This window comes from uncultured Gimesia sp. (genome assembly GCF_937919775.1).
Lineage (GTDB): Bacteria > Planctomycetota > Planctomycetia > Planctomycetales > Planctomycetaceae > Gimesia.
The window spans coordinates 1-6617 of record NZ_CALFPF010000366.1 but is presented as its reverse complement, the minus strand read 5'-3'; the positions used below and the strand labels follow the sequence as shown (position 1 = coordinate 6617).

General features: G+C 53.2%; 4 protein-coding genes. 3 read left to right on the top strand and 1 reads right to left on the bottom strand.

Going from position 1 to position 6617, the window contains the following annotated elements:
* Positions 1-507: hypothetical protein (locus Q0294_RS10115; RefSeq protein ID WP_299464282.1), on the bottom strand; the 507-nt coding region annotated here is incomplete at its 3' end.
* Between the two features lie 716 nt (positions 508-1223).
* On the opposite strand from Q0294_RS10115, the gene Q0294_RS10110 reads away from it, so the two are divergent.
* From Q0294_RS10110 to Q0294_RS10100, 3 genes are all read left to right on the top strand, one after another.
* Positions 1224-3875, top strand: coding sequence for a secretin N-terminal domain-containing protein (locus Q0294_RS10110; RefSeq protein ID WP_299464279.1), 2652 nt, complete (start codon positions 1224-1226; stop codon positions 3873-3875).
* A 158-nt stretch (positions 3876-4033) separates the two neighbouring features.
* Entirely contained in the window at positions 4034-4447 is a 414-nt protein-coding gene (locus Q0294_RS10105; protein ID WP_299464276.1) for a hypothetical protein, read from the top strand.
* Between the two features lie 23 nt (positions 4448-4470).
* The coding region (locus Q0294_RS10100) for a lipopolysaccharide assembly protein LapB (protein WP_299464273.1) at positions 4471-6617 on the top strand (2147 nt) is incomplete at its 3' end.

The window sequence follows — 6617 nt, the reverse complement described above, 5'->3', positions numbered from 1 at the left end:
TCCTGAAATAATCACTCCATTCGCGTCTCGTATGTCCAGACCATCAGTTAGTCGCAGGCTGGCTGAAGTTTCAAACACCACTTCACCATTCTCGTTCTCATCGAGTTCCTGTTCCACTTCTGTGGGATGTCCGCCCGGATGAATCCCCAAACGGAGTAAGTTGGATTCCTGCAAGTGCCGCTTCGCCAGTGACTGTTTTTCCTTATCCTGACGCTTATGAATTTCCGTCATCTGTCGATGAAGGCCTTCAATCGCCTGATGATTGACCGGCAATGTCGCTGCTGTTGACTGAATCTTCCTGTTCAGACTTTCGCGTTGAATTTCATGCTGTTTCAGAAGTTGTTCCAACTCCTGCTGCTGTCGTTGCAGAGTTGTCTGCAGCGTCTGCTGTGGATTTGTGGTCTGCTGACCATCGCTCGTGCCTGCAAAAGATAGTAGCGAGGCAGAAAATGTTGCGGACAACAGCAGGGCTGACCATGCCTTCCGTCGACTTTTTCTCGAACTCATAACAAAGTTTCCTAGTGTAAAGGCGTTAGACGAAACCGGTCAGAGTTGCCAACGACTGATTGGTTTTTCAGGCAAGAAGGTCACATTGCGGAAATGCAGAATGTGCCTTTCGAGCGTTATCTAGGATAGGTGTCCCGACGACCCGTAACCGCCAATTTCACCTAAACACTCAACACTCTCAGGTGGCATATTTTCACCATGGCCCCTAACCCGCACCGCCACTACCATCTCGCCCAGCTTTCCCTATTTCGCGGCCGGTGATCCCGCTCGGATGCTCTGGGCGTCTCGGATTCAGCTTCGTGCACACGTGCACACGTGCACACGGCATGTAATTGTTACCGTTGGTATTTACTCGGCCGTGAGGGTTTTCACTCGATTGCCTGACGCGAAGGGAGCATCAAACGGTGACATATGCCGAATATCAGCAGTCCGACAAAATAATGCCAAACAGAGGGACGTTTCACTGGCAATCCGCGTTGTTGGGTGAAATCAAGTTGCCATAGATTGCCAGGGCTACTCACCGAACGAGCTCTGGGATTCCTGCTGCAACAGGTTGTCTCTGGATTCGCGGCATCGCGACCAGGAAAACCATCAACGGCCAAGACATGTCATCTGACCCACCAGTAAAGCGACGAAAGAAAAGAGATACTGAAAGAGGCAACTCTTCTCAGCATTATCTGATCGCGACTTGCTTTCTGTCGGGTGTGGTCGCTGTCATGGTTCTGCCGTTGGATAAGGTCCGTTTTGGTGGTGCCTGGATTGCTGATATTGCGGAGCAGTCAGCCCCTGCCGAGCCAGAAGATTTCACGGAATCGTTCTGGAATAATTCTCGTCCTTCACGAGGGAATGTCGGAGGTTTGAGCAGAGCTCATCGAGACCAAACTGAAGACGAATTTGGATCAGACTTCAGTGCAGGATTTGACAGCAGCCCGACCGAAAATTTTGAAGCGATGCGTTTGCGAGACGATGCCGAGGATCTGAATGATCGCGCTGAGCCGTTGTTTGGGGACCGAAGATTAGCCCCACGCGAACGAAGCAGTAGTTCGCCAGGTCCAACTGTGAGTCCTGCCTCCTGGCAGGATCAATCACCTCTGGAAGTTCCTGAGCCCCCGGCCGCTGTATTCTCGGGGTCTGTCATTTCTCAAGCTGTTTTTCCGGCCCCAAGAGCATCATCAATCATTCAGCCAGGTCCAGCCACAGCTCAGGATTTTTCGGGAGGTGGTGCGGCGGCGGACTCGGCTCGAATCGTCTTCAATTTTTCTGGTGCTCCGTGGTCTCTGGTCCTGCAGAAACTGGCCGAAGAGGCTGGCTATGCACTGGAAATGAAGACCAATCCCGCCGGTGTTTTCACGTACACGGATCCCGCTGGCCACAGCGTGGCGGAAGCGATTGACATCGTCAACGGATTCCTGATCCGTGAAGGGTTTATTCTGCTGCGTCACGGTCAGCTGATGCTTTTGGTTTCCGTCGAGGATGTGCCCACGCATCTGGTCGAGCGACTGACTGAAGAGGAGCTGAAAAACCGAGGACGATTTGAACTGGTGTCTGTCGAAGTCGCGATTAATGAAGCGTCAGCCGGAGATCTGGCGACCGAGCTTGAGCCTCTGCTGACGAAACTTGGAAAGATCATTCCTGTGGCTTCCGCAAATCGCATGGTGGTTACTGATCTGCGAGAGCGGCTGCAGGAGGTTCTCGGACTGATCAAAACCGGAGATATTGAAACCGCCAGTATTCGCAGCGAAGTAATTACGCTCAAGAACACGAGTGCTGAAGATGTTGTCAAATCACTCCAGCAAATGCTGGGCAATGCCGTCGCTGTGGCCGCCAATGGCACGAGTGGTCGTGGCAGTGCGGCCGGCAACGGGGCTCCTGTAGTTTCCGTTGCGGAAACCAACTGCGTTATCATTCGCGGACGAGAACCCGCGCTGCAAAAGATTCGCGATCTTGTCTCTGATCTCGATCGCCTTCCGGCTCAGGTTCATATTCAGGCGATGCTGGTCGAAGTTGAACTTTCTGATACAGACGAGTTCGGCGTTGAACTGGGTATACAGGACAGTCTGTTGTTTCGACGCAGCGTGGTGGACGATGTGTTGACAGTGACCGACTCCATCTCTGACCCGGCCACCGGAATCGTGACCACTACACAGCGAATCGTAAATCAAATGACCAATCCGGGATTCAATTTCAATAATGTCCCGATGGGAAACAATACGGCCGCCAACCCCAACCAATTCGCGGGACAGGCGCTGTCCCATCTCAGTGTTGGCCGTATGAACCCGGAAGCAGGTTATGGTGGTCTTGTACTGGCCGCTGGCAACGAATCGCTCAGCGTACTCCTGAGAGCACTCAAGGCGAATCGCAAAGTCAACATTCTGAGCCGACCAACAATTCGCACGGTTCACAATCGCAAAGCTTCAATCCAGATGGGTTCACAGGTGCCTGTTGTGGACGGCGTGTCTTTGGGCCCTACCGGAACAGCCAACCCCGTTGTCCGCCAGGATAAGGCCGGAATCATTCTGGAAGTGACTCCCAAGATTTCAGACACCGGAGTTATCTTCCTGGATGTGAAGGCAGAGAAAAGTGAATTCCGTACCGGCCCTGGTTCCGGTACTCCGATCTTCACGGACGCGACCAACGGCAACGTGATTGAAGCGCCAATCAAAGACATTACCGAAGCCATTGCCACCGTCAACATCACCAGTGGTCAGACTGTGGTGCTCGCCGGCATGATCACATCGGGCGAAGTTGAGACGGTGCGGAAGATTCCGATCATCGGAGACTGGCCGATCGTGGGTCCGTTCTTTCGTTACGAATACTACACCCATCGCCGCAAAGAGCTTCTGATCTTTTTGACTCCCGAGATCATCTATAACGACGATGATGCGCGTCGCATTTCTCAGAGGGAAATTGAACAATCAAAAATCGACGTGATGTCACTTCCGAATGTGATGCCCCGCCCTCATGAAATGCTTTCCGATCCGGAGATTCTCTTTAACGACGCTCAGCCTCCTGCACCCGGTTTCAAACCGATGAATGACTGGTACTTCCCGACCTTACGAAAATTGGGGAAATCGAAAGAAGAAAATGCGTCCGTCACTGACCGCTCGCCCGTCACTGATCGCTCGGCCGCCATTGATCAGTTCCTGACACCACGAGTCGCCACCGGACATTCCTTCGGATCCTGGTCGGGCGGAATGTCGACCGGTGATATGCCGCCGACAGAAACTTCAGGCAATCAGAACGCCTATCCACCGGGCAACTCGGGCTCGGGCGAAATTGAATACTACCAGTCGTCACCGGAGTTTATTCCTCCGCGAATGTCATCAGGATCCGGCACGAACTCTTCGCGCGGAGGATTTCCACGATGATCTTCATGAACACTGCTCCACAGTCAGCTGTCGAACCGGAAACAACCCCGGACCTTTGCCGGAGTCTCATTTGTCCGGCTCGGAAGGCATCGATTCACTCGGGCCTGACACATCTCCTGTGGCTCATGCTCTGTGGAAGTATGCTCTGCGGGTGCACAATGCTGAATGAAAATGTGCCGCTGCTGAAGAAGCCGAAGAAGTCGGCTCCAGTAACTCAAACAATTTTGACAATGTGGACCTTCTCTTCAGAGGAAGAGCCGGACGGTTCCAAAACTCCAGGCTTCGTTGGCAAAGTGCTGTTTTTCGCCGCGGGTTCCGACAAACCAATCTCGGCAAGCGGTCAAATTGAAATTCAAGTGTATGAGCAGCAAGGCGAACAGTGGCAGCTGCGCAGGAAATTCCTCAGTGAGCCGGATGTCTGGAAACGCAACGAACGCCAGACAGCTCTCGGAACCGTTTATGATGTGTTTGTCCCCCACGACACCACACTTAATAAAAGATATTCGTTGGTCCTAAAGTATCGAAGCCTGGCCGGACAGTTAGTGTCGTCTCCCCATGCTCAACTTCCTTAATCGCTAAATACCTGAACTTAATAATGTCAACATCACATCCATTTCTCAGACCTGCTGCAGAAGAGTTTCCCTCGCTCTGTTGTGAGCCCGGTAGTGGACGGCTGAAAGAATGTACGACACGCGGTTTAGCTGAACGCGTGACGTACATTTGTAACATTGTCTTGATGACCTGCCTGCTCTGCAGTGTTGTCTCGGTTTCCACGGTACAGGCAAAGGGGCAGGAACAACAAGCGGATTCTTCCTCGCCGTCGGTCAAGTATGTTTCCAATGGTCAGTTTTCGATTCCGTTTGAGATCGCCCCCGTTAATGAGCCAAGCCTGAAAGCTGTTCTTTTATTGCAGGATCGAGAGACAGGCGGATGGAACATCTGGAAGAAAGAGGCCGCTTCCAAAAAGATGTTTTCTTTGACCGGAGTGAAGGATGGGGAATACCGTCTGGCGGTTCGTTCTTTATACGACGACGATCCTGGAGCCATTGAGCGAATTGATATTCCGAGTGGTCCGGAGCTGGTGGTTGTTGTGGATTCGCGTGCTCCAGCGCTGGCCCTGACCGGGTGGAATGAAGCTCAGATCGAGTGCGTTATTGCTGAACGTTATCCGGACCCTGCCAGCATTCGAGTTTTCTCGGTGCCGTCTGCGCCAGGAAAGTCGCCTCAACAGCTTGCAGCGAAAATCACGTCATTCAAAAGCGAGGGTCGCCACTGGATCTGTCGCATTCATTGTCCGCTGCGGGATGGTGTGTCCCGGATTCGAGTGGAGCTGCGCGATCGAGCCGGAAATCTGGGACGTGAAGATCTCGCTGTTTCCGGGATTCGCAGGCCCGCGCCGATCGTCAGGTTCTCGGCAGTGGAGAATTCAACTTCCGGAAATGATTCTGCGGAGGCAGAAGCTAATGATGTGGCCGATGAAACTGACTTGCCACCTTCATCCGTGAAGAATGCAAAAAACAAGAAGCCAGGAGCCAAATCAACGCTCTTTACAGATCGCGAGATCTCGGGGATGGGCTGGCAGAATCCGGACGGTCAGCCAAAATTAAAACGAAAACCGCCAGTGATCAGACTGCTTTCCGGAAGCCAGTCGGAGAATGGTGACGAGAACGGATTTGTGTATCCTCAGTTGATACCACCTGCCTACGAGGACATGGAAACTCTTAAGGGGCCTGATCCTGAAGATGAGGGCACTTATCCGGCCCTGTCAGGTCTGCTTTCGGTCGACGAAACCCCGTCCCTGAATTCACTGGAGCCGATAAGCCCATTTGTTCTGGAGGTACCTCAGGTGCGGCAGGGCATTGGAGTGGCGGATGCACTGCAGTCTTCTGAACCCCAGGATGATGCGGCTTCCGTTTCGGACTATGACATTTTGCTGCGGTCTGCTCGAAACAGCGTGGCACTCGGAGAAATCGAACAGGCTCTGACCAGATTCCGTGAATGCATAAAGCTTGAGCCCAGTCGCGTGGATGCGCGTCGCGAATATGCTCATCTGCTGGCTTCCCGTGAGCAGTCAGCCGCCATTCCTGTGCTGGAGTCGGTATTGAACACAGATCCGGCTGACAGCAAGACGGCCGCGATTCTGGCCGACATGCTCCTGCGTTCCGGAAAAGTCGAGAAGGCGGAGATCGTTCTGAAGAACGCCAGAGCTCTTATCTCCAGTGACCCGGAATTGAACCGACTGATGGTTCAGGCTCTGATGGCTCGTGGGCGAACGCAGGAAGCCGGAGAATATTTTGATCAAAACATGTCCGGAGCAAACACGTTTGAACCGGCTGTTCGCAAAGAAATGATCTCGACTCTGATGTTGTTGGGGCGTCTGGACGAAGCACTGCCGTTGGCCCAGGCGGCTGCCAACGAGATTCCCGGGGATCTTGCCACGACGAAAGATCTGATCAGTCTGCTGGTTCAGCTCGGGCAGTTTGACGCAGCTGCGGGAGCAGCCTCGGCATTGAATCTTGACGATCCGGATAGCCTCCTGGAAGCGATTACCCTCGTGCAAACCTTGAGCGGGCAGGGGCAGTATGCAACAGCTCTAATGATCCTGAAACGAGCCTTTGAGGTTGATGCGCTGCATCCTGACGCACTGCTGGCAGAAGCGGACCTGTTGCTGCAACAGGGATTTATTGAATGGGCACGCAGTAGTCTTGAAAGAGGTAAGTTCTCACCGGAAGATCCGCGCGT